Annotated in this window: 18 protein-coding genes; 10 read left to right on the forward strand and 8 right to left on the reverse strand. The window is 69.9% G+C overall.

All coding sequences use genetic code 11. The features are described from left to right. Positions 1-10 precede the first annotated feature (10 nt). Both ACIQPT_RS05120 and ACIQPT_RS05125 read left to right on the forward strand, forming a co-directional pair. Entirely contained in the window at positions 11-1378 is a 1368-nt protein-coding gene (locus ACIQPT_RS05120; protein WP_401152839.1) for a DUF1254 domain-containing protein, read from the forward strand. Between the two features lie 7 nt (positions 1379-1385). Further along, complete coding sequence (locus ACIQPT_RS05125) at positions 1386-2066, forward strand: GAP family protein (RefSeq protein ID WP_401152841.1); 681 nt, start codon at positions 1386-1388, stop codon at positions 2064-2066. 138 nt (positions 2067-2204) lie between these two features. On the opposite strand, the gene recA is transcribed toward ACIQPT_RS05125, so the two are convergent. Continuing rightward, positions 2205-3281 carry a recombinase RecA gene (gene recA, locus ACIQPT_RS05130; protein ID WP_401152843.1) on the reverse strand — a complete coding sequence of 359 codons (1077 nt, stop codon included), beginning with the start codon at positions 3279-3281 and terminating at the stop codon, positions 2205-2207. Positions 3282-3697: 416 nt separating this feature from the next. Between recA and ACIQPT_RS05135 the strand changes: the two genes are divergently transcribed. From ACIQPT_RS05135 to ACIQPT_RS05150, 4 genes are all read left to right on the forward strand, one after another. Further along, on the forward strand, positions 3698-4102 hold the full coding sequence (locus tag ACIQPT_RS05135) for an FKBP-type peptidyl-prolyl cis-trans isomerase (protein WP_401152845.1): 405 nt from the start codon (positions 3698-3700) through the stop codon (positions 4100-4102). Between the two features lie 179 nt (positions 4103-4281). Next, a complete protein-coding gene (locus ACIQPT_RS05140; protein WP_401152846.1) occupies positions 4282-4647 on the forward strand; it encodes a hypothetical protein in 366 nt (121 codons plus the stop codon). A 320-nt stretch (positions 4648-4967) separates the two neighbouring features. Further along, on the forward strand, positions 4968-5171 hold the full coding sequence (locus ACIQPT_RS05145) for a hypothetical protein (RefSeq protein WP_401152848.1): 204 nt from the start codon (positions 4968-4970) through the stop codon (positions 5169-5171). A 479-nt stretch (positions 5172-5650) separates the two neighbouring features. Beyond that, a complete protein-coding gene (locus ACIQPT_RS05150) occupies positions 5651-6274 on the forward strand; it encodes a hypothetical protein (protein ID WP_401152849.1) in 624 nt (207 codons plus the stop codon). On the opposite strand, the gene ACIQPT_RS05155 is transcribed toward ACIQPT_RS05150, so the two are convergent. Then, entirely contained in the window at positions 6258-6695 is a 438-nt protein-coding gene (locus tag ACIQPT_RS05155) for a hypothetical protein (RefSeq protein ID WP_401152850.1), read from the reverse strand. The genes ACIQPT_RS05150 and ACIQPT_RS05155 overlap by 17 nt on opposite strands. A 257-nt stretch (positions 6696-6952) precedes the next feature. Here ACIQPT_RS05155 and ACIQPT_RS05160 point away from each other — a divergent pair, with 257 nt between their 5' ends. Then, the gene (locus ACIQPT_RS05160; RefSeq protein WP_401152852.1) at positions 6953-7786 is read left to right on the forward strand and encodes a PIG-L family deacetylase; all 834 of its coding nucleotides are present in this window, start codon (positions 6953-6955) and stop codon (positions 7784-7786) included. A 113-nt stretch (positions 7787-7899) separates the two neighbouring features. On the opposite strand, the gene ACIQPT_RS05165 is transcribed toward ACIQPT_RS05160, so the two are convergent. After that, entirely contained in the window at positions 7900-10704 is a 2805-nt protein-coding gene (locus ACIQPT_RS05165) for a M4 family metallopeptidase (protein WP_401152853.1), read from the reverse strand. A 232-nt stretch (positions 10705-10936) separates the two neighbouring features. Here ACIQPT_RS05165 and ACIQPT_RS05170 point away from each other — a divergent pair, with 232 nt between their 5' ends. After that, the gene (locus ACIQPT_RS05170) at positions 10937-11950 is read left to right on the forward strand and encodes a LuxR family transcriptional regulator (RefSeq protein ID WP_401152854.1); all 1014 of its coding nucleotides are present in this window, start codon (positions 10937-10939) and stop codon (positions 11948-11950) included. A 114-nt stretch (positions 11951-12064) separates the two neighbouring features. Here the strand turns inward: ACIQPT_RS05170 and katG are convergent, their stop codons facing one another. Then, positions 12065-14320 (reverse strand): catalase/peroxidase HPI, encoded by a 2256-nt coding sequence (gene katG / locus ACIQPT_RS05175; RefSeq protein WP_401152855.1) that lies wholly within the window; start codon positions 14318-14320, stop codon positions 12065-12067. A gap of 380 nt (positions 14321-14700) precedes the next feature. Here katG and ACIQPT_RS05180 point away from each other — a divergent pair, with 380 nt between their 5' ends. Together ACIQPT_RS05180 and ACIQPT_RS05185 are read left to right on the forward strand one after the other, a co-directional pair. Next, positions 14701-15111 (forward strand): Fur family transcriptional regulator, encoded by a 411-nt coding sequence (locus tag ACIQPT_RS05180; RefSeq protein WP_401152857.1) that lies wholly within the window; start codon positions 14701-14703, stop codon positions 15109-15111. Between the two features lie 48 nt (positions 15112-15159). Next, on the forward strand, positions 15160-16437 hold the full coding sequence (locus tag ACIQPT_RS05185; protein ID WP_401152858.1) for a tetratricopeptide repeat protein: 1278 nt from the start codon (positions 15160-15162) through the stop codon (positions 16435-16437). 13 nt (positions 16438-16450) lie between these two features. Here ACIQPT_RS05185 and ACIQPT_RS05190 read toward each other — a convergent pair whose 3' ends face one another. From ACIQPT_RS05190 to ACIQPT_RS05205, 4 genes are read right to left on the reverse strand one after another with little or no spacing between them, the layout of a single operon-like run. Further along, on the reverse strand, positions 16451-16978 hold the full coding sequence (locus ACIQPT_RS05190; protein ID WP_401152859.1) for a hypothetical protein: 528 nt from the start codon (positions 16976-16978) through the stop codon (positions 16451-16453). Further along, positions 16975-18192 (reverse strand): hypothetical protein, encoded by a 1218-nt coding sequence (locus ACIQPT_RS05195; RefSeq protein WP_401152861.1) that lies wholly within the window; start codon positions 18190-18192, stop codon positions 16975-16977. The genes ACIQPT_RS05190 and ACIQPT_RS05195 overlap by 4 nt, the downstream gene beginning before the upstream one ends. After that, complete coding sequence (locus ACIQPT_RS05200; protein WP_401152863.1) at positions 18189-21194, reverse strand: DEAD/DEAH box helicase; 3006 nt, start codon at positions 21192-21194, stop codon at positions 18189-18191. The genes ACIQPT_RS05195 and ACIQPT_RS05200 overlap by 4 nt, the downstream gene beginning before the upstream one ends. Positions 21195-21206: 12 nt before the next feature. After that, positions 21207-22883 carry a hypothetical protein gene (locus ACIQPT_RS05205; RefSeq protein WP_401152865.1) on the reverse strand — a complete coding sequence of 559 codons (1677 nt, stop codon included), beginning with the start codon at positions 22881-22883 and terminating at the stop codon, positions 21207-21209. Positions 22884-23176: the final 293 nt, after the last annotated feature.

Raw genomic sequence — 23176 nt, forward strand, 5'->3', positions numbered from 1 at the left:
GAGCCCCGCCGTGACCAGCCGGACCAGCCCGAGCAGCACCGACAGCCTCGCAGATCTGGCCGCCGACGCGTACGTCTACGGCTACCCCCTCGTCTTCGACGTGTCGATGATCTCCGCGTCCCTGTACCAGGGCTTCGGAGCGCTGCCGCCCACCCCCTTCAACCGGTTCGGGCACGCCACCGAACTGGCGACCCCCGACACACACTTCGTGTCCGTGAACAACGACACCGTCTACTCCATCGCCCAGGTCGATCTGTCCGGCGGCCCGGTCCTGCTCCACGTCCCGGACACCTCCGGCGCGTACTACGTCCTACAGTTCGTGGACGCGTGGAGCAACAACTTCGCGTACGTCGGAAAGCGCCCCACGGGCACGGAGGAAGGCGACTGGCTCGTCGTCCCGCCCGGCTGGGCCGGCAGTGCCCCGGAGCGGGTGCGCGGCGTGATCGAAGCACCCACCGCCGTGATCTCCGTCATCGGCCGCAACGCCTGCGACGGACCCGACGACCTGCCGCGGGTCCAGGCCCTGCAACAGCGGTTCACACTGGCCCCGCTCGACACGGCCCCCCACCGGACGGGTCTGCCGACGCCGGACCCCGACGTACCCGAGCAGCTGCGCTTCTACGAGCAACTGCGCGTCTGGATGGCGGACTTCCCGCCCGCCCGCCCCGACCAGGACTACCAGGAACGCTTCCAGCCGCTGGGCCTCCTCGAAGAGGGCCTCTCGCCGTACGTGAACCCCGACCCCGCCCTCGCCGAGGCCCTCACCGAGGGGCTCGCGGCCGGAAAGGCGCGGGTGGAGGCAGCGTCGAAGCCGCCCGCCGACGGCAACCGTCCGCCAGGATCCTGGGAGACGAACCCCCATCTGTTCGACTACAACCTCGACCACCTCGGCACCGGCACGATCGACTCCCCTCGGTGGAAGATCGCCGACCGGCAGGCGTCCTACCTCGTACGGGCCGCCGCGGCGCGCACGGGACTGTGGGGCAACCACGGCTACGAGGCGGTGTACGCGTACACCTTCACCGACACCGAGGGCGGGCAGCTGAACGGCTCCCGTTCCTACACCCTGCGTTTCGAACAGCCGCCGCCCGTCGAGTCGTTCTGGTCGGTGACCATGTACGACACCCCCGACTACTACCTCGTAGCCAACCCGGCAGACCGCTACTCCCTCGGCGACCGCACCCCCGGCCTGGTGTACGGCGAGGACGGCTCGCTGACCGTCCTCATCCAGCGGGAGCGGCCCGACGACCCGGCCGAGGCGGCGAACTGGCTGCCCGCCCCGTCGGGCGACTTCCGGCCCATGATCCGCCTCTACACCCCCGGGCAGTCCGTCCTCGACGGCACCTACCAACTGCCGCCCATCGTGGCGAAGGGCTGAGGCCACCGTGGGAGACGCCATCGGGCAGATGCTCGCCTCGGCGGTCGGTATCGCCATCAGCCCGCTGCCGCTGATCGCCGTGATCCTCATGCTGGCCACCCCCAAGGGCCGGGGCAACGGCATCGCCTTCACGGCGGGCTGGGTGATCTCGCTCGCGGCACTCGTCACGGTGGTCGTCCTCGCCGGTTCCGGCGGAGACGCCTCGGGGGGCGACGACGGGCCGGCCTCCTGGACACTGTGGCTGAAGTCGGGGCTCGGCGTGCTGTTCCTTCTCATGGGCATCAAGCAGTGGCAGGGCCGGCCAAGAGAAGGGCACGAGACGGAGCCACCCCGCTGGATGAAGGCGATCGACAGCTTCACACCGGCCAAGGCGGCCGGTCTGGCCGCAGCCCTCGCCGTGGCCAACCCCAAGAACCTCGTCCTCGCGGTCGGCGGCGCGGTCTCCATCGCCTCCAGCACGGCCTCGGCCGGCGGCAGGACGGTCGCCGCCGTGCTGATGGTGCTGATCGCGTCGCTCTGCACTCTCCTGCCGCTCGGCGTCTACCTCCTCGGCGGTCAGAAGTCGGCCAAGGTGCTCGGCGAGTGGAAGGCGTGGATGGCCGCCCACAACGCGGCCATCATGACCACCGTGCTGGTCGTCCTCGGCGCCAAGTACATCGGAGACGCGATCAGCGGGCTGACGGGCTGAGCCTTTGCCCGCCGCCCCGCCGCCCCGCCGCCCCGCCGCCCCGCTGCCCCGCCGGCTCCGCTGACGGTCACCCTTGCCTTATGAGCAGTTCGGCCTTCGCGGTCCGCGGACGCCCGTGGGGCGCTCGCTCCACGGGCGTCAGGCGGCGTTTCCCGCCGGGGCCCGGGCGGCGTCAGGAACCTGGCCGGTGCCCGTGCCCTCGGTGACCGCGTCCTTCACCGACACCCCGATGCCCAGCTTCTCCAGGATCTTCCTCTCGATCTCGTTGGCGAGGTCGGGGTTGTCCTTGAGGAAGTTGCGGGCGTTCTCCTTGCCCTGGCCGAGCTGGTCGCCCTCGTACGTGTACCAGGCGCCGGCCTTGCGGACGAAGCCGTGCTCCACGCCCATGTCGATCAGTCCGCCCTCGCGGCTGATGCCCTGGCCGTAGAGGATGTCGAACTCCGCCTGCTTGAACGGCGGCGCGACCTTGTTCTTGACGACCTTGACGCGCGTACGGTTGCCGACCGCGTCGGTCCCGTCCTTCAGCGTCTCGATCCGCCGGATGTCCAGACGCACCGAGGCGTAGAACTTCAGCGCCCGGCCACCGGTCGTGGTCTCCGGCGAACCGAACATCACGCCGATCTTCTCGCGCAGCTGGTTGATGAAGATCGCCGTCGTCCTCGTCTGGCTGAGCGCGCTGGTGATCTTGCGGAGGGCCTGGCTCATCAGGCGGGCCTGCAGACCCATGTGCGAGTCGCCCATCTCGCCCTCGATCTCGGCGCGGGGCACCAGGGCCGCGACGGAGTCGATGACGATCAGGTCGATCGCTCCGGAGCGGATCAGGATGTCGACGATCTCCAGCGCCTGCTCACCGTTGTCCGGCTGGGACAGGATGAGGTTGTCGATGTCGACGCCGAGCTTCTTCGCGTACTCCGGGTCCAGCGCGTGCTCGGCGTCGATGAACGCCACCGAGCCACCGGCCCTCTGCGCGTTCGCCACGGCGTGCAGCGTCAGCGTCGTCTTGCCGGAGGACTCCGGCCCGTACACCTCCACCACACGGCCACGCGGCAGACCGCCGACGCCGAGGGCCACGTCGAGCGCGGTCGATCCCGTGGGGATCACCTCGATGGGCTCGTTCGGCCGCTCGCCGAGGCGCATCACCGCACCCTTGCCGAACTTTCGCTCGATCTGTGCGAGTGCGGTGTCCAGCGCCTTCTCGTGGTCGGTTCCTGCCATGAGCTGTCACCCGGTCCGATTGAGTGGCACGCCGCACATCGGAGAACGTGGGCGTCTACTGCCGACAACGGACGTTTCGGAGATCCAAAAACGAACATCCGATCGAATTGCGTGTCCAGTGAAAGGTATCAAACCGAAAGAAGCGGGACGGGTTGCCGCTTTCTCCCGCTGCTCGCGGGTGTCGGCGTGGATGCGGGCGCCTGCGATCCGGGCAGGCGGCCGGACGTTTGGGTGACCAGGTCTGACCTGCTGTTTTCATGAACCGGGTGCGGCTTGCGCGATCGCGACGGCACGTCGCGCGGAGGGTGCGATCGGGTACCTTGACGGTTGTCCTGACGGAGGTTGGGGATACCGCCAGGGGTAATGCCGACCGTCAGGTCCTGCGGGGGATTCCGGTGGCGAGCGATGGGACCGTGATGAGTGAACTGGCGAAGCCCGTGATCGAGTTTCCGGAGGGGGACGCGCCCACCGAACTGACGATCCGGGACCTCGTGGTCGGGGATGGACCCGAGGCGCGGCCGGGCAGGGTCGTCCAGGTGCACTACGTAGGGGTGACGTTCGCCTCCGGGAGGGAGTTCGACTCCTCCTGGGAGGGGGACCGGCCGTTCAAGTTCGCCGTGGGCGGTGGCAAGGTCATCAAGGGCTGGGACCGGGGCGTGCGGGGGATGAAGGTCGGTGGCCGGCGCGAGATCATCGTTCCCCCGCGTCTCGGCTACGGCAAGCAGTCGCCCTCGCCGCTGATCCCGGCAGGCTCGACGCTGATCTTCGTCGTGGACCTGCTCACGGTTGTGGGCGGCCCGCCGGGGCGAGGCCCGGCTTGACGGGCTCGGCCTGAACTCGGCGCTCCTTGAAGGTTGGGAGCCTTGTTCGCTCGCACGTCAGGACGGATGGCGTCGAGGAAGAGGAAGGAGAGCAAAGCCGCACATCCACACCTGCCGGCATCACCCCGCCGCTCAGGCCCATACAGGTAATGAGCCTCACCGAAGGACCCCGATCCGCAATGAGCACCACCCCCGGCACTTTCCCCCCGCGGTGGCCTGTGCCTCCCGCCCCGCCCGCCCATGACCCCGTCCTGTTCGCGCGGGCGATGCGGGACATGCGCCTGACGTGGCGTGCCCGCGGGGTTCTGGCTGAACTCGCCGTCGGCTACACCCCTGGGCAGGAACCCACCATCAGTGATCTGGTCTCCCTCACCCGCGACGAGCGTCTGGCTGCCGAGGGCCGCGAGGCGTTCCGCAAAGCGGTCGCTGAGCTGCGCAGCCTCCGCTACCTCTCTCCGGACGCCACCACGGCCTCCGGCGTGGGGGAGCGTCTGGTCGTAGATCTCGCCCCGGCCACGGAAGCCTGTCTGATCCCGCAGATTTGACCCCTCGGGCAGTTCACGGACGGGAGCTGAGCCGGACCGGGACTGGATGTTTGGTGTTCTGTCCGCCTCGTGAGGCACCAGGTGGTCCGCCAACGCAGCGACACCCGAAGGCAGTTGCCGGTGCACAGACACCTTCGCAAGGTTCTCACGCTGCCCCGGACAACCGCGCGTCAGATCACTTCCGTTAGCTCCGGATGAAGCCGAACCGCCCAGGTTCGGTGCGTTGCCCCGCGATGATCACACCGCGTAGGAAAGGGGGCGGCGCGACAGACACCTGCAACGTCCTGCCCTCCCCACGGTTCTGGGGAGGGCAGGGCCAGATGACGGCTCCGGCCGCCAACCCCGACCCCAACGCCGCCCCCGGCGGGTTCCAGCGGGTGACGTCGCAGAAGGTCCAGCTCAAGAACACGGTGACCGACGCGGACGGGGACACGTCGACGCTGACGTTCGAGGTGTGGACCGCGGATGCGGCAGGAAAGCCGCTGAAGAACCCGACTACAGCGCGCCCGATCCGACATCGCTGAACACTCCGCCGAACTACTGTCAGACGCCGCCGCTGGGCTCGGCCGGTGCGCCCCTGTCCGCGCGCTCGGCGAAGCCCAGAACAGCTCCACCGAGCACCTGACGATCGAGCCCGCGCAGCAGATTCCCCCCGCGTTCCGTGAGATCAACTTCGTGGGTGGGGAGCACCTGTGCCAGGAGTCGTGCACGCCGCAGGAGCCCGATCACAGCGCGTGGAAGGGCAAGACGTGGTGAGTGCCGGGCGAGATGCATTCCGCGTCGCTGACCACCCCGTACACCTGGGACGCCTCAGCTGCCGGGAAGACGTACCTGTACAAGCCGGATGTGAAGATCGACGCGAACGTCCTGCCTGCCGACGGGAAGATCCGCCCGTTTCTGACCGGCTATCAATGGTCCATGGACTACGAGAGCGGCACGGAGGAACTCGACCGCGGCGCACGCGTGGCTGATCCAGAAGGCCACTTCCGAGCACCCGGGTTCGATGGCCGACCGAAAGCCCCTGTACTACATGGGCGACAGTGCGCAGAACTCCCGTAGCCGCAACCGGACCGGCCCCACCGGATGGGCCGCGGCGGACGGGGACGCCTCCGCCCTGGTGGACGCGGCCGACACGCTGAACTGTGACGAGTTCGCGTGCGCCTCCTCGTACAACAGCGGAGGCATGTCGTCCGATGAGGGCGGCCTGAACCCCGCACTGCTCCCGGGCGGGACCACGCCGACGGGTGCGGCGTGTATCGGCACCTACGCCAAGAAGCACGGCAGCATGGTCCACCTGTTCTCCCTGAACGACACCGACCCCACGTTCAGCGAGGTGTGCGGCCGGTCGGCCATCTCCGGTATGCACAACCAGGAATCCATGGGCAACCACTTCGCGACGTTCATGCGGGACATGCGGATCATGGACAGGGACGCATACTGGCTGGACACGCGTATGGACGACGGCGGCACCTGCACGTACGGCATCGGCGGCGGTCAACCGGTGATCTGCGAGCTGGCCGCGGAGCGACACCCCTGGCCTGAACGGTATCGGCCCCCACCCTGTGGTCAGGGTGGGGGCCGGTCACATGTACGTGGCAGGCGGCAGGCGGTCAGGCCGGGGCGATGAGTACACCGGGAAAGCCACCGGCCCGCACGTCGTCCCGGTCGATGGTCACGCCCGTGTAGTCGCCCACGGTGGTGAATACCCGTTCGGGCAGGCGCTCACCATGCTCCTCGAAGTACGCGACGACTTCGGTCTCACCGGCCTCGGGCATCGACGGGAACACCGCGCCCGCGGCGCCGAGTGCGGCATCGAGGGACGAGCCCTGCCCGGTGTCGGTGCCGAAGTCGGCCCGGAACGCGCGGGCATCGGGTGCGCGACGACGACCCTGCGCGCGGGATTCCCCCTGTCCGCCGCCACCGTGGCCGACCTGCTCGAACGGCCCCTCGCCGGCACACCTGAACCCGCCGTCACCGCCGACCGCGTGGAGCTGGCCTTGCGCCCGTTCCAGATTCTGACCGTACGTCTGCTCCCAGCGGGCTGACATCCTGAGCCGACGCCATCGATCGGGCGCTGCGTGAACGCCGGCACCCCCGCCCCGACCGTCAGGTCTCGCACCGACCGTCCGCGTCGGGAACAGGCGGCCCGGTCGGAACGGTTGCATCGACCGAGGGACCGGCGCCGCACGGGCGGGGTACACGGAGACCGCGAGGCCGCCCGCCCCGTCATGGTCCGGGCCCCCGGAGTCGCGGTATGTCCGCCGCGAAGCCGGACCACGACGTATCTCTGCGGGAGGAACCCTTGATGACCGACAGGCCCCTGACCCTCATGGCCGTGCACGCCCACCCCGACGACGAGGCCACCGGAACCGGCGGGGTCCTCGCGCGGTACGCGGCGGAAGGCATTCGCACGGTTCTCGTGACGTGTACCGACGGCGGTTGCGGGGATGGGCCGGGGGGTGTCAAGCCGGGCGACCCCGGGCACGATCCGGCGGCCGTCGCCTCGATGCGCCGTCAGGAACTCCGGGCGAGCTGCGACGTTCTGAAGGTGAGCGATCTGGAGACGCTGGACTACGCGGACTCCGGGATGATCGGCTGGCCCAGCAACGATGCTCCCGGATCCTTCTGGCAGACCCCGGTGGAGAAGGGAGCCGCCCGGCTCGCGGAACTCATGGGGCACTATCGGCCCGATGTGGTCGTCACCTACGACGAGAACGGCTTCTACGGTCACCCCGACCACATCCAGGCCCACCGCATCACGATGGCGGCGCTGGAGATGACCACGCTGACACCGAAGGTGTACTGGACGACGATGCCCCACTCGATGATGCGGCGGCTCGGGGAGACCATGCGCGAGTTCCAGGAGGACATGCCGGAGCCGGATCCTGCCGAGATCGCCGCGATGGCCGAGATCGGCCTCCCCGACGACGACGTCACCACGTGGGTGGACACCACCGCGTTCAGCGGTCAGAAGTTCGACGCACTGGCCGCGCATGCCAGTCAGGGCGAGAGCATCTTCTTCCTCAGGATGGGCAAGGAGAGGTTCGGCGAGCTGATGGGCACGGAGACCTTCCTACGGGTCAGGGACACCACCGGCGCGGCCGTGCCCGAGAACGATCTCTTCGCCGGCCTTCGCTGATCCGCGTCCGGCAGACCGCCCGCGGGCGGCCCGGAGTTGATGTACCGGCCCGCCGGGGGAGGCGGCCGGGCTCCCCGCAGCCCGGCCGCCTCCCCGTCATGGGGCGGGTCGGATCAGCACCGGCCCGCCGGGCGGTCCCGCTTCACGAGGTTCGTGTAGCCGGTCGTGCCGTCCAGCCACAGGACCCGGTTGCCCTCGTCGGCAGCGGCGTACGCCTGTTCACCGCGGTTGCAGGACACACGCTGTGTGTCTCCCTTGCCGTCCGGGGAGACCTGGAACAGCTTCGGGAGCGTGTCGTTGGCCCACGTGGTGGCCGGGGGCAGCGTGGAGATGGTGATCGCGTCGTCCGAGGCGGTCACCGAGTAGGCGTGGAGGGAGCCGTCTCCCGCCTCCGGGGTGAGGGTGACCGCGTTCGCGCCGTCGAAGTCCGCGCGGCGCACCGCCGCCTGGCCGGTGTCGGTGCGGTCGGCGTCCTCGATCCAGAAGACACCGTCGGCCGTGATCGCGGTCTGGCCGACGCCGAGTGTGGAGTTCTTGTCCATCGGCATCAGGGTCTTGGTGCCCTCGACCGTGTCGAAGACCTCGACGCCGAGCTTGGGGCCGTCGTCCTCGTACCACAGCTTGGCGTAGGCGATCTTCCCGTCCTTGACCGACGGCAGGGCCGTGGAGATGTACGGGAGGCCCGGGTCGACCAGACTCTGCACGCCGGTCCTCATGTTGATGTAGCCGACGTGCTGGACCCCGGTGGTGGGGTCGGTCACGGTGTAGACCGCGAGGTCACCGTCGACCGAGAGGCCCGAGGTGTTGCCGCCGGGACCACCGATCGTCTTCGCCGGGCCCCCGCCGACGGGGCGTGCCCTGAACACGATGGACGAGCCGAACTCGGTCCACACGACGGTCTTCCCGTCCGTGTCCGGGTACACGTTGTAGTTGCCGTTGTTGGCGCTCATCAGCTGGGGCGCACCCTTGCCGGAGGTGTTGCCCAGCCACACCGAGTACGGCTCGCTGCCGTCCTCGTTCGAGTGGGAGACGGCGTACTTGCCGCCGCCCGCGCCGACGCCGGTTCCCGCGATGTTGACCTTGGTCCGGAGGGTGTCGCTGTCGACGCCGAGCGCCTTCTCCCAGCCCGGCACGATGCCGTGCGCGTCGAACGACTTCTTCACGGTGTTCAGCTGGGCCTTGGTGGCACCCAGCTCCCGCGCGGCGGCGATGACGGCTGCGCGGCCCTCGGTGAAGCCGTCCAGGGGCGTCATGTACGCGGACAGAGCACGGTAGACGATCTTGTCGGCGAGGTCGCTGCCGAGGTCCTGGCGCATGTCCCACAGCGCGCCGGAGAAGATCGTGGAGTTGAGGTGCACACCACCGTTGTCACCGCGGTACGTGGTACCGATGAAGTTCTTCGATGTGGTGGCGCCGTCGTCGAGGTCGCGCAGGGCGCACTCGCGCGGGCCGAGCGTGGTGCACAGGCCCTCGCCGAGCAGCCCGGCGTCCGGGTCGTCCATCGACTGGTGGTTGGCCTCCAGGTCGATGGCGTTGCCGAAGTAGTCGGCGATGGCCTCGTTCATGGCGCCGGACTGGCCCGCGTAGACCAGGTTCGCGGTGTGCTCGATGACGCCGTGGGTCATTTCGTGGCCGACGACGTCGGTGTCCGCGGAGAAGGTGCGGTAGTCGCCGCCGCCCTGGCCGTACACCATCTTGGTGCCGTCCCAGAAGGCGTTGTTGTACGGCTGCCCGTTGGCGACCACGCCGACCAGGGAGTTGATGTAACCGTCGTTGCCGTCGAGGCCGGCCCTGCCGAAGTGGTTCTTGTAGTACTCGTAGACCTTGCCGGCCGCCCAGTGGGCGTCCACCGCGCCGGCGTCGGTGTACTCCTCGCCGAGGTCGGGCGAGGCCGGGCGGAACGTCTTGATTCCGGCCGGCCAGTTGCCGGACGCCGAGGCGACCTCGCGGCCGCGGGCGTCGTAGGTCGACAGCATGGGGCCGTCGTACGGGGAGTCGTCGGCCCGATGGCTGTAGTCGATCGTCTGGAGTTCGCCGTGGATGTCCTTGTACAGGTTGAGTTCGACCTGCTCACCGTCGTAGCGAGTGCCGGAGCCCTTCACCACGAGCTGATCGGCGGCTGCCGTCGGCGTCTCCGGAGCCGTGCCCGTCCCACCGGTGCCGACGGCGGAGGTACCCGTCGCGGCGAACGTCTTGATGTCGCTGTACTGCAGGACCGGGAAGCCGGCGTGCGCGTCGATGTACACCCGCTGCTTCACCGGCTGCCCGTCGGCCGGGCTGATGCCGGTGACGATGATCTGCCGGGTCAGTACGCCGGTGCCCTGCGGCAGGATCGTCACGCCTTCCGCCGTGCCGACGAGGCTCTGCCCACCCCGCGTTCCGTCCTTGGCCGGGGCGCGCAGCAGCCCGCCGCCCAACTGCGTGGCGACGGCGCCGATCGCCCGCTCGATCGCGGTCTTCTCGGAGATCTCCGGCGTCACCGTGCCGAGCTTCAGCCGGGTGAAGTAGTTGCCGGACGTACCGGTGACGGTGCGCCTGCCGTCCTTCTTGGTCATCCGGACCAGGTACTGGCCGCCCAGGACCTCGACCCCCCGGTACTTCTGCTGGAGGCGGACCGTCTCCTTGCCGCCCTTCTCGGTCGTGGTCCCCGCCGAGGCCAGGTCCTTCGCCGAGGTGTCCGAGATGTGGTAGCGGCCCTTCTTCGCCTTGAGGTGGCCCCGGGCGGCGTCGGCCGCGGTGCCGGTGGCGGTGGCATCCTCGTTCAGCCCGGTGACGAGCGACGGGGTCTCGGTCTCCGAACCCGGCGTCACCTCGGACGTGGCGGCCGTGGTGGCGGTGCCCGCCTGGGCGGCGGGTATCGCCGTCACCAACAGGCCTGCGGCGGCCAGCACCGCGGCCGCGCCCCGGCCGAGGGCCATGCTGCCGGATCCCTGCCCTGTTCCTGTTCCTGCTCCAGCCCGTGCTCGTGCTCTGGCTGATCTCCTGCGTGCTGAACTCCGCACGGTGCCCCTCCGGTGCCATTGCTGCATGAACGGATATCGGATGCGGACATGCAAGTACCGGCACAGGGGTGTGAACAATGCGTTCCGGGTGCGCACTTGTGGACGTCCACACTTGTGTGGCCTGCATTGACAGGTGACAATTCCGCCGGTGGGGCTGACTGGGTGGGACACGCAATGGCAGGCGCTCGGGCTCGGAACGGACGAACGCCGGGTGTACGAAGCGCTGCTCGACGTACCCGAAGTCCCCTCCCGTAACGCCCTCGCCCAGTCCTTGGGGCTGACCGTGCGCCGGGTCACGAGCGCGCTGGACGATCTGGCCGAGCACGGCTTCACCCACCCGGCCCGGGAGGCGAGAGGGCTGCCCGTCGCCGTCCCTCCCTCCACCGCGCTGCGTAATCTGATCCATCTGCGGCAGGCCGAACTTCTGCACAGATCAGCGGAGTTGGAGGAGCTGACCGGATCCGTCGACCGGATCGCCGCCCAGTTGCTGAGCTCCGTGAACACGCCTCGCGCCACCGGCATCGAGACGGTACGGGGTGGCGCGGCGATCGCCGCGCGCGTGGCGTCGCTGTTGGTGTCGGCGAGCGAGGAGGTGGCGCTTCTGGACCGGCCGCCCTACGCGGCCAGCCGGCCGGACGGGATGCCCGCGCCGCTCGATGTGGCAGAGCCGGTCCGGCGGGGAGTGCGGGTGCGCGTCGCGGTGGACCGGGAGGGGCTGAGCTTCCAGGGGCGCGCCCGCGGCCTGGGCGATCTGGCCGTGCAGGGCGTGCAGATACGGGTGGGCACGGATCTGCCGACGAAACTGATCACGGTGGACCGGCGGGTGACCCTGCTGCCGCCGACCGACGCGGCGGACCCGACGGCCTCCGCCCTGGTGGTGAGCGACTCGCTGCTGAGCAACGCGCTGGTGCCGCTGTTCGAGTCGGTCTGGGAGCGGGCCGTCCCCATCGGGTCCGTCACGCACGACCGGATCACGGACGAGGACCGGGAACTGCTGACCATGCTCGCCTCCGGCCTGAAGGACGAGGCGATGGCCCGGCGCCTCGACATCCACGTGCACACGGTCCGCCGTCGCATCACCCGCCTGATGCAGGCCCTGAATGCGGAGACCCGGTTCCAGGCCGGGGTGCGGGCGGCGCTGCGGGGCTGGCTGACCGTGTGAGGGCGGGCCGTTTCAGGGCCGGTTCGGCGCAGGGCCGGTTCGGGGCCGGTTCGGGGCCGGTGCGTGAGCGCACCGGCCCCACGACCGATGGTGCCGGTCAACGGGTGGGCGCGGTCAGCTCAGGTCGAAGCGGTCGAGGTCCATGACCTTGGTCCAGGCGGCGACGAAGTCCGTCACGAACTTCTGCCGCGCGTCGTCGCTCGCGTAGACCTCGGCGAGGGCACGCAGCTCGGAGTTGGAGCCGAAGACCAGATCGGCGCGGGTACCGGTCCACTTGACCTTGCCGGACACGTCCCGGGCCTCGAACTCGTCCTGCGCCGACGACGTCGACTTCCAGGTGATGCCCAGGTCGAGCAGGTTCACGAAGAAGTCGTTGGTCAGCGTGCCCGGACGGTCGGTGAGCACGCCGTGCTTCGAGCCGCCGGTGTTGGCGCCCAGCACCCGCAGACCGCCGACCAGGACGGTGGTCTCCGGTGCGCTCAGCGTCAGCAGGTTGGCCCGGTCCAGGAGCAGGTACTCGGCGGGCAGACGGCTGCTCTTGCCGGCGTAGTTGCGGAAGCCGTCGTACGCGGGCTCCAGGGCGGCGAAGGACTCGATGTCCGTCTGGTCCTGCGTGGCGTCGACCCGGCCCGGGGTGAACGGCACCTCCACCTCGACGCCGGCGTCCTTGGCCGCCTGCTCGACGGCCGCGCTGCCCGCGAGGACGATCAGGTCGGCCAGCGAGACCTGCTTGCCGCCCTTGGCGTTGAAGGACCCCTGGATGCCTTCCAGGGCGCGCAGCACCTGGGCCAGGTCGTCCGGGTTGTTCGCCTCCCAGCCGCGCTGCGGCTCCAGACGGACCCGGGCGCCGTTGGCGCCGCCACGCTTGTCGCTGCCGCGGAAGGACGCGGCCGAGGCCCAGGCGGCCGAGACGAGCTGCGCCACCGTCAGGTCCGTGGCGAGCACCTGCTCCTTGAGCGCGGCGATCTCCGCGGCGTCCAGCAGCTCACCGGTGCGCGCGGGCAGCGGGTCCTGCCACAGCAGCACCTCGGAGGGCACCTCGGCGCCCAGGTAGCGCTGGATCGGGCCCATGTCGCGGTGCGTCAGCTTGTACCAGGCGCGGGCGAACGCGTCCGCGAACGCGTCCGGGTCCTGCTGGAAGCGGCGCGAGATCTGCTCGTACGCCGGGTCGAAGCGCAGCGACAGGTCGGTGGTGAGCATCTGCGGCTTGTGCTTCTTCGACGCGTCGTGGGCGTCCGGGATGGTCGCCTCCGCGTCCTTGGCGACCCACTGGTGCGCCCCGGCCGGGGACTTGGTCAGCTCGTACTCGTAGGCGAAGAGGTTGTGGAAGAACTCGTTGCCCCACTGCGTCGGCGTGCTGGTCCAGGTCACCTCCAGACCGCTGGTGATGGCGTCGCCGCCCTTGCCCGACTTGTACGAGCTGCGCCAGCCGAGGCCCTGCTCCTCCAGCGGAGCGCCCTCGGGGTCCGCGCCGACGCTCTCGGCCGGGCCCGCGCCGTGGGTCTTGCCGAAGGTGTGGCCACCGGCGATGAGGGCGACGGTCTCCTCGTCGTTCATCGCCATCCGGCGGAAGGTCTCGCGGATGTCGCGGGCTGCCGCGACCGGGTCCGGGTTGCCGTTGGGGCCCTCGGGATTGACGTAGATCAGGCCCATCTGGACCGCGCCGAGCGGGTTCTCCAGCTCACGGTCGCCGGAGTAGCGCTCGTCGTCGAGCCAGGTGGTCTCCGGGCCCCAGTAGACGTCCTCCTCCGACTCCCAGACGTCCTCGCGGCCACCGGCGAAGCCGAAGGTCTTGAAGCCCATGGTCTCCAGGGCGACGTTGCCGGTGAGGATCAGCAGGTCGGCCCAGGACAGCGCCTGGCCGTACTTCTTCTTGACCGGCCACAGCAGCCGGCGCGCCTTGTCCAGGTTGCCGTTGTCCGGCCAGCTGTTCAGCGGGGCGAAGCGCTGCTGACCGGCGCCCGCACCACCGCGGCCGTCGCTGATGCGGTACGTGCCGGCGCTGTGCCAGGCCATCCGGATCATCAGCGGTCCGTAGTTGCCGAAGTCGGCCGGCCACCAGTCCTGCGAGGTGGTGAGCACCTCGGCGATGTCCCGTTTCACGGCGGGCAGGTCGAGCGCCTCGAACGCGGCCGCGTAGTCGAAGTCCGTGCCGAGCGGGTTCGCCACGGCGGGGTTCTTGGCAAGGATCTTCAGGTTGAGGCGGTCCGGCCACCACTGGCGGTTCCCGCCGCCCTGCGTGGGGTGCGGCGCGCGGCCGTGGGCCACGGGGCAGCCGCCCGCCTGCGCCTCGGGCACCTCGGGGATGGCCGTCTCAGGCGAATCCGGGACGACGGGGTCGAAGACGTGTGACTCGTTGTTCTCGGTCATGGGTGATCCTTCCGGCCCCGGCGGGTCGTGGGGGCGCTGTACGGGGGAGGAGGATTCGGGCCGTGCAGAAGGGGCACCTGTCTTGCCGGGGTCTCGCCGCGGGTGGCCCGGATCTCTTACGGTCCACCGGGCCGGACGGTCCCGGGCGGTGCGACGAGGACGGTGCTCGGCCGGCGCAGCGCGGTCGACCTGCGGTGTCCCGTCACGTGTCTCTGCTGCCGTACCGGAGTCTTCCTGTCTCTTGGATGTCGCCGGGATCGATCCTACGATGGACTTCGTCCAAGTCAAGAAGTGCGCTAAAACGATAATGGTCAAGGCGTGGCGTCGTCGGATCCTTCCGGGGCCGCGCGTCCCCGGCGAAGCGGAGCAGGTGAGACGGGATGAGCGACCTCCTTGAGCGGCTGCGGGACCGTGGCTGGCGGCTGACCTCGCAGCGGCGTGTCGTCGCGGAGGTCCTCGACGGCGACCACGTGCACCTGACGGCGGACGAGGTGCATCTGCGGGCCGCCGCGCGACTGCCCGAGATCTCCCGCGCGACCGTCTACAACACCCTGGGGGAACTCGTCACGCTCGGCGAGGTGCTGGAGGTCTCCACCGTGGGCCGGGCCAAGCGCTACGACCCGAACGCGCGCCGCCCCCACCAGCACCTGGTGTGCTCCGGCTGCGGCACGGTCCGTGACGTCCACCCGGCCGGCGATGCCGTCGGCGACCTGCCCGAGGCCGAGCGGTTCGGGTTCTCCGTCGGCTCGGTGGAGATCACCTACCGCGGTCTGTGCCCGGCCTGCGCCTGAGCGCGACGGCGCCCCGGGCGGGTTCCCGGCCGCCTAGGATCCATGATCATGGACGCAGCCGACCTGGACCACCGCCACCGCACGTACGACGGATGGATACCGCCCGCCGTGGCCACGGCCCTCCACGAGCACGGCCATGACGGCATGCTCCGCGAAGCCGCGGCACGCGGAGACTGGTTCTGCGCCCGGGTACTCGCCGAAGCCGCCGTCGACGGCAGCGACCCCGACGGGCAGGCCGAGGCACTGGCGCTCCTGGAGCCGTTCGCCTCCACCGGATGGTGGACGGCCGTCCGCGCCGTCGCCCGACTGCTCGCCGCCCGGGACCGGGTCGACGAAGCCGCCGATCTGCTGCGCCCGCACGCCGCATCCGGTCATCGGGAGGCCGTGCGCGAGTTCGCGCCCCTGCTCGCCCGGCAGGGCCACATCGACCAGGTCGTCGCACTGCTCGGCCCCCGGGCCGCCGACAGTTCCCTCGCCGAGGTGCTGGTGGAACTCACCGCGGACCACGGCAGGGACGAGGAGATCGCAGCCCTGCTCCCACCCGTCGGCGTGGGCGCGACGACCCCGTTCGAGCCGAGGACGACCGACGACTGGGACACCGTCCCCCTGCACGCCACACTCCTGGAACGACAGGGCCGTGTCGACGAGGCCGCCGCACTGCTCAGGAACCACGTCAGTGTCGACGGCATCGTGTTCGCCGACCACGCCGAGCAACTCGCCGCTCTCCTGGCCCGGCACGGACGCGAAGCGGAGCTGCGCGCGTGTCTCGCCGAGGAAGTGGACGAATACGCCCGCGCAGCGCTCGCCCGCCTCCTGGAGGAACAGGACCGAACCGAGGAAGCCGTCGCCCTGCTGAGGGGGTACACCGACGAGGGAAACCCCCACGCGGCCTGCGAACTCGCCGAACTCCTCGCACGGCACGGCCGCCACGACGAGGCGACAGAGACACTGCGCCGCGTCGCGGAGGCACCCGGCGGACACACCGACTGGACCATCCACGTGCTCTGCCGCCTCTTCGTCGAGGCCGGCCGAGCAGCGGACGCCCTCGCGTACGTGGACGACTACTACGCCCAGCACGGCGGCCACCCGGACGAACTGGCCCTCGCCCGTGCCCGGATCCTCGAACCGCGCGACCGCTCCGGACAGCCGGAAGCCGGACTCTCCTCCTGGAGCGCGCCCGCCGCGGAGCTGATTCCGTACGGCACCGTGGGCCGCACGATCGCGGAGGCGGAGCGCCTGGTGCGCGCGGGGGAGCCGGAGAAGGCGATCGCTCACCTCCGCGTCCGCCTGGACGGGACGAGGAGGCTGTACGCCGAGGACTTCTGACAGGCCCTCGCGATCAGTGTCCGAGTTCGGCGTAGCGGACGACCTGGACGGCCAGGCCGATGACCATGGCCGCCTCGGCCAGCGAAATCACCAGCAGGGGCCAGGGCGTCGGGCCGAGCAGCCAGTAGACGGTCAATGCCACGATCGGTGCTCCGCAGAACGTCATGAGGTCCACGGCGAGCTGGAACCGCTTCCGGGAGCGGCGGTGCACATCGCGACGGTGCGCGGACTCCCAGCCGAAGATGTCGGCCTGGGGCGATGTCAACTCCTTGAGGCGAGGGGACAGATGGTCGCGTATGTACCGGCCGGCGGCGGAGATCTTCTCGTCGTTGGCCAGATAGGTCCATCCCAGGACCACGGACAGCGGGGGAAGCAGCAGAAGCATTTCGAGGTGTCCGCCCCGGGCGAGAGTGGAGCCGACGACCGCCGCCATGACGCCGAGGGTGGCGTAGATCAGGTTGTCGCGGAAGCCGATCCTCGCTCGCTGCTCCTGCTTGAGCTGCTCGTACTCGGCAAGCAGGAGTTGGTCGATACCGATCACAGGCGTTCATTCTCCAGACGAGCCAGTTGGGCTTCCAGACCGCTGAGTCCGATCTTCTCCGCGCCGCTGCGGAGGCGGGACACCTCGGGTACGTCCAAGCGTAGTTGGCGGGCCAGGCGAGTGATGATCTCTTCCGCTTCCGGTCGGGTGACCTGTCGGCGCGAGCCCATCCTCTGGTCCAGGCGGTGGAGAAGGCTGAGCTTCCGTGGTGTTTCCTCCGGGCACCAGACGCGGAAGAAGCGGCTGCCCGCCATGCGATAGCTTCCGACACGGGGGTACGGGATGCCCTTCTCGCCGAAGGCGGCGGAGGGCAGCGAGACCGACCAGGTGCCGTCGTCGTCCTGTTCCGGGGCCACCTCGTCGAGGCCCTGCTCGTCGAGCCACTTCCGGGCGGACCGCAGGAGGCGCTCGTCCGCCTCGGTGTCCAGCTCCTCGTTGTCGAGCACGCTGATCAGTTCCGGCGTATCGGCACAGAGCGCACTGAGCTCCGGGTCGTGTGCCGTACCCGCCTCGGCCTGGCCGTAGACCAGAAGCCCTTCCCGGCCGCGTACCAGATAGACGGGCAGGAAGACGAGTGTCTCGCTGAGACACTCCACGGCGTCCAGGGCGACGGGGAGGTTGAACCGGGCGCGGTCGGTGCGGTTCTTGAGGCGGTCGAGAGCCGAGCGGTCGAAGCCGGATGCCACAGCGAACGGTGTGAAGCGCGGATACTGCCTGCTGCGCTGAGCCCGGTCCATCTCCTCGGCGGAGAGCAGCGTCACGACCTCGTCGTCGTAGTGGGCCCGGGACAGAGGCCCGCAGCTCAGCGCCTCGAAGTACAGATGGCGGCGGTCCTGGCGGGTGACCACGTAACGGATGTCGTCGTCCACGGAGCGCTGTCCCAGCGGCGTCAGGTGCAGCAGGCCGCCGGGCCCCTCCTGCGTGTGGCCGATCGCGGTCAGGAAGCGCACGGCCTGCGCGACCAAGGCACGGTCCAGTGCGAAGAAGGCCGCGAGCTCGTCCACGGTGTCCAGGGAACCGTGGCGCAGCCCGCGCTCCAGGAAGCGGTCGATCAGGGAGAAGGCCTCGCCCTCGGTGATATCGGCGCGGATCTCCACCTTCCACACCGGCAGCAGCAGTGCGTAGAGCCGGGACGGCACGATGCCCTGCCCGAAGGCGGCGTCCTCCAGAACCCGCTCTTCAGGGAAGTTCATCAGACGAGGTGCGGTCGTCATGGCCGGAATCCTTCCCGGGCCGGACCAGCTGCATCCCCCAGGTCCGGGACCGTTTCGTCGAGGGCGGCCATGACCTCCTGGTAGCCCCGCAGGTCGCCACGATCGAGCAGATGCTGATGCAGGTCATCGATGAGGGTGCGGAAAGCCGGGTCGTCCGCACGCATCAGCGTGCTCAGATCGCCGGTCATGACGAGCTGACTCTTGGCCCGGGTGAAGGCGACGTTGGCACGGCGCAGCTCCTTCAGGAATCCGATCCGTCCCTCCGGGTTGCTGCGGGTGAAGCCGTACAGGACGATGTCGCACTCGCCACCCTGGTAGGAGTCGACGCTGCCGACCGAGGCGTTCGCGAGCTGGGAATCACCGATCAGCGGGGTCAGCTGACGGACGACCTCAAGCCGCTGAGCGACGTAGGGGACGATCACCATCCACTCGGCTCCGCGGCGGTGATAGAAGGCGGCGAGCTGGGCCAGGAGGCGCGCTTCGCACGGGTTGAAGGGCCCCTTCTGCCCGCGGCCTTCCTTGCGGCCACGCCCTGACTCACGACGTACGCGGTTGGGCAGTGCGGCCGTGTCGATGAAGGCCATCGGGCTCGTGAACAGGGGATCGCGGTGACGGTGCTCCTTCTCCGTGAGCAGTTCTCCCCGGTAGAAGGCGGCCGAGATGAAATCGGCGATCTCGGCGGGCATGCGGCGCTGGCGGGCCAGTTGCACGACATGTGAAGAGGGCAGTCCGGCACGCAAGCGTTCCAAGGCGCTCTGCGACATCAGCCGGACCAGTTCGGGATCACCGATGCTCTGCGCCCACTCGTCCACGTCGGCATCGCGGAAGGGCGGCAGCTGCCGGTCGTCCCCGACCAGCACACCACGGCGAACCCGGGTCAGCGGCACCAGCGTGTCCGCGATGCCGATCTGGCCGGCCTCGTCGATGATTCCCAGGTCGAATTCCACGCCCGACAGTTCGGGACGTGACGCGGCGCCGATGCAGGTGGCGCCGACCACATGGGCGTAGCGGACGAGTTCGGGCACCAGCTGTCCCGGGTCCTGGGCGATGGCGGCCCGCCACTGGCCGGTCAGTTCCTGGCGTCGTGACAGCACCGGGATCCAGTCGGTCAGTCGCCGGTGCAGGTCACGCAGCGCGGTCGCCGCGTCGGCCGGATCCAGCAGGCGCGCAGGCGGTGCCGCCGTCGGCACGACCGCGCGCAGCGCCTGGACAGCCGTGTCGGCCGCCTCGTAGGCGGACTGGACGCTCTTGGCGAGGTGGTCTCCCGCCGTCTGGCACATGGCTCGGGCCGCGATGACGGTGGGGTGCTCGCGGGCCGCGCGCTCTGCCTCGGTGCTCGCTGCTTCGGTCTGCCGGAGGATGTCGTGGAGGGAGGCGTTCAGCTGCTCGATCCCGGCGTTCTCGGTGGCGAGTTCCTCTTCCCGGCGGCGAGCGCGGGAGCGGTGCAGGCGACCGGTGAACAGGGCGTCGGAACGCTGCCGGGCGGAGTGGGCCTTCGCCCGGAGCCGGTCGGCACGCTCGGTCCGTTCCTCCAGGAGCGTCCGCAGCTTCTGATCCTCCGACCGGAGCGCCGTCAACCGCTCCTGGGCCGGCGCGGCCGCGGCCCGGATCGCCGCGTGCAGGCGCAGGTCCGCGGTCCGTGCCTCTTCGGCGTGGCTGTCGACCTGCTGAACGCGCGTGGCGAGCTCGGTGGTCCAGGGCTCCACGGCCGTCGCCTCCTGGTAGGCCTGCGTACGCTGGGCCATGGCGTGTCGGATCTCCTCGGAGAGGCCTTCCGACTGCTCTTCCAGGAGCAGCGGCTTCACGTCGGCGTGCACCTTGCTCTCGTCCCCGACCCGGATCACCACGAGGTCTTGCGGGAGCCGGGCCAGCACGTTGTCCACGGCACGGTTGGTGTGGGAGGTGACAAGAACCCGCCCGCTGTCCGCGGCGGACGTGGTCGCGGCGGTGTGGGCGATCTCCGTGATCGTCCGGGTCTTGCCGGTGCCGGGCGGGCCGAGCACCACCAGCAGGTCCTGGGTGGTCAACGCCGCACGGAATGCGCGAAGTTGTTCGGGGTCGAGTGGCTGGTGCGGTTGTGCGTCGGTCGCCGGAATCGGGCGCACCCGGTGTTCGACCACCGCAGGGAGGAGGCCAGGGTTCTTCGAGTCGTGCGAGCGGAGGCTCGCCACGGCCTGTCGCTGCTTGTTGAAGATCACGCTGTTGGGGATGAGCTCCAGAGCGCCGCACGGCGGCAGCCGGTCCCATGACACGGGCTGATCGAAGCGGACGGTGACGTACCGGTCCGATGCCCGGCCCACTTTGCCACGGGTGTCCGTGTCGCCCTGAATGCGGACGAAAGCGCCGGGCGGTGGCAGTTCCGAACCGACGAGCTGGAACTCGTAGACGGACTGAGGGGCTCTGCCGCGCTTGCCGCCGGTGGCCGTGAAGTTCTGATACGGGAAGGGGGCGGCTTGGCGTTCCTCCCGGGTGGTGATCTCCTCGGTGGCGTCGATGAGCCGGTCCACCGAGTCGAGGAACTCCGTTTGGGCGTCGTCGCCGGAAGGGGCGTCCGACCGATCCGGCTGTGCCTCACCGAGACGCTGCCAGGCCTGTTCGAGGACCTGCCACTGGGCGTCCGAGTCCGTGGGTACGGCCTTCAACTCGAACACCATGTGCCAGGCCGGCGGGCGCACCACGAGGCAGGACCTGGCGAGGCGCGTGTGGTCGGCGAGGCGCAGGGGATCGATGTGCTTGACGAAGTAGCCGGTCCCCCGGTTCGTGGCTTCGAGGCGTATCCGGTACGTACGGGTGTGAACCAGCAGGGACGGCTTGTACTTGCCGCCGGCCGGGTTGACGATCACGGCCACGCCGGCTTGCAGCCGGTTCAGGTCGTGAACGATCTGTGAGACGTCCGACGGCAGGCCGGCGCTCGTCTCGGCCTTCGCGCGAAGCTGCTCGTCGAGACGGAGACCGGGGACGAGGACCAGCGGAGCGCGCAGGGCGACGGTGGTGACGGACATCGGCGGCGCTCCTCAGCGCTGGGACGGCGGGACGGACGCCAGCTCGCGTGCGGCGGAGATCAGAGCGAGGCGGAGCGTACGTGCCCCGGGGCGGGCCGCCGGATCCTCCCGCAGCGCGCCGGCGACCGCGTGGACGAGGCTGTCCGGTACGGAGTCCGAGCCGCGGTAGGCGGGCAGCCCGGGATCGGGGATGCGGCCGGTCAGTGCGTGGTGGAGCAGCGCGCCCAGCTGGTAGACGTCGGTGGCGGGCCCGGGGCGGACACGGGAGCCGTGTCGCTGCTCGGGCGCCTGGTAGGGCCCGGCGTTCTCGCCCCGGCGTGGCGGCACGGTGGCCAGGCCGAAGTCGCGAACCGCCATCTGAGGCCGGCGCATGACGACCGCGGTCGGTCGGAGCGCACGGTGCGAGTAGCCGGCGTCGCTCAACCGTTCGATGGTCTGGGCGACGTCGGCGAGCCCTCTCACGATGGACCAGAGGTGGTGCGGATCCGTCGGCGTCGGCGACTCGGGCAGCAGTTCATGGACGGTCCCCAGGGGGCTGCCGAGCTTGGGGTCGTCCGGCCAGGCCAGGGCGAGTGTGGAGGTCTTCCCGGTGCGGGTCAGCTGGACGACAGCGGGGCCATGGAGCCTGCGGCACAGTTCCGCTTCCCGTTCGAGTGCGGCCAGGGGGTCGAATTGGTTCGGGCCGGGAGGTGGTCCTGTCCGTTCGACCTGGCGCAGCCAGGCATAAGCGCCGCGACCGGCTCCGTCGGGCACCACACGAGCCACTGCCTGACGTCGCAGCACGTCACCGTCCCGCGACTCGTGAACGAGGTCGCCGGGGCCTTCGTACAGGAGGTACTGCTGACCTGCGACGTCGAGGACGGGCCGACTGCCCCAGGCGGCCGGCCGGGGGGAGCGGTCGGGGGCGGAGACCACGACCATGGCGGGTGCGCTGCGGGGCTCCGGGACGACCTGACGTTGCGGGCGCAGGTCGCGCAGCACCCGCATGGCGAACGCGGCGGCGTGCCGCGACGCCGTCTCCTGGGAACCGGCGGCGTCCCGTGTCGATTTGTCCGGGTCGGCGAAGTCGCTGATGCCACGGATGGTGAGGGCCCGCACCGCGCGATTCATCCTGGTCGCCTGGGTGACGCCGTGGCTCTCCATATCGATGGCCACCGCGTCGTTGTAGTGCCGGCGGATCCGTCGAGCCGTCTCGGAGTCGCGGTTGCCGAGGAGCACGTCACCCGACGCGATCGGCGCGAAATGCACCTTGGGCGGTGTGGCCGGACGGGGGCCCGGGAGGAGAAGAGCCCAGGGTTCGTTACGACAGGCGGAGCGCACCAGCTGGTCCACGGCGTACTCCGGCGACCAGGTGTCCGGGCGGGCGGAGAACCCGTCCACGCTCTCGCGTCCACCGTGATAGCTGTGAACCTTGCTGGCGACGACGACGTCACCGAGACGGATGTCGTCCTTGAGCGCACCGGCGACGCCGACGAAGAACACGGCATCGGCGTCGAAATGCTTGATCGCCGACTGCGTGACGAGGGCCGCACGGGTATTGGTGGGCCCCGTCTCCGCCAGCGCCACCTCCCAATTGAGGCCGGGTATCCGGCCGACGTCGAGAAGGGTGCCCTCCGGCAGCTCCACCGTGCGGTGGTTCACCATGTGCCGGTGCACCGCCTCGTATTCCACCTGCAAAGCAGTGAGCACAACCGCCGTGGGTCGTCGACCGCTCGCCCCCGTCAATGGAAACCCTCGCCTTCGCAGGTCTGAGACCGAACCCCGTCACTTCCGGCTGCAGTCCCGCCCGGTGGCGGAAACAGCAAGAACGTGCACTCTAGCCTGGCCTTGCGCAGCGGATTCATGAGCCGGTCCCGCCCCATGACGCCCGCTGCCGGAACAGTAGGGAACGAGCCAATTCGACACCTCGTCGACGGCCGGCTCAAGGGCCGCTTTCGGTCATCGGGCCGTGTAGGAGCAGTTCTCGGCAGCGAATCGCGCGC

Origin of the sequence: Streptomyces sp. NPDC091289, assembly GCF_044757365.1 — a bacterium.
Lineage (GTDB): Bacteria > Actinomycetota > Actinomycetes > Streptomycetales > Streptomycetaceae > Streptomyces.